Consider the following 616-nt stretch of genomic DNA (forward strand, 5'->3'; position numbering starts at 1 on the left):
ATTAGTGAGTTTAGTACTAGAAAATTTAGCTTACAAGATTTACAAGATATATCTAATATCATTGCTTATTATTTCCAAGTTAATGGCTATCCTGCAGCAACAGCTTATGTACCCCAACAAGAATTTGAAAATAGTGTACAAATAAACATAGCCTTAGGAACATTAGGTAAGTATATAATAAAGAATAAAACTACTATAAAAGATTATTTTATAGAGAGTAAGCTTAATGAAAGAATCAAAGGTAAAATCATCTCTACTAAATTAATAGAAGATAGTGTATATAAAGTCAATGAAATGTATGGAGTACAAACCCTAGCAGGTTTACAAGCAGGAGAGAATGTAGGAGAAACTGATGTAGTTATAGAAGTAGTGCCTGATACTAAAGCTAATGTATTATTATATACTGATAATTATGGTATTGAAAGTGCAGGGGATATTAGAGCTGGTATTAGTATGGGATTTAATTCTATATTTAATATGGGAGATTATTATAATTTTTACTTACAATCAAGCAATGAAAATCAAATCAACTATGGAGCAAGTTATACTTTCTTTTTAGGAAATTTAAAAATTACTCCAAGTATATCTCAAGGATCTTATTCTTTAGGTGGAGATT

The 616-nt window shown here is 28.2% G+C and carries 1 protein-coding gene; it reads left to right on the plus strand.

Features of this window, described 5'->3' with window-relative positions; all coding sequences use genetic code 11:
• Positions 1–616, plus strand: a 616-nt coding sequence (locus CAMP5082_RS08255; RefSeq protein ID WP_337206434.1) for a ShlB/FhaC/HecB family hemolysin secretion/activation protein, incomplete at both ends; no start/stop codon positions are given.

It is taken from the genome of Campylobacter sp. LMG 17559 (genome assembly GCF_024723605.1).
Taxonomy (GTDB): Bacteria; Campylobacterota; Campylobacteria; order Campylobacterales; family Campylobacteraceae; genus Campylobacter_D.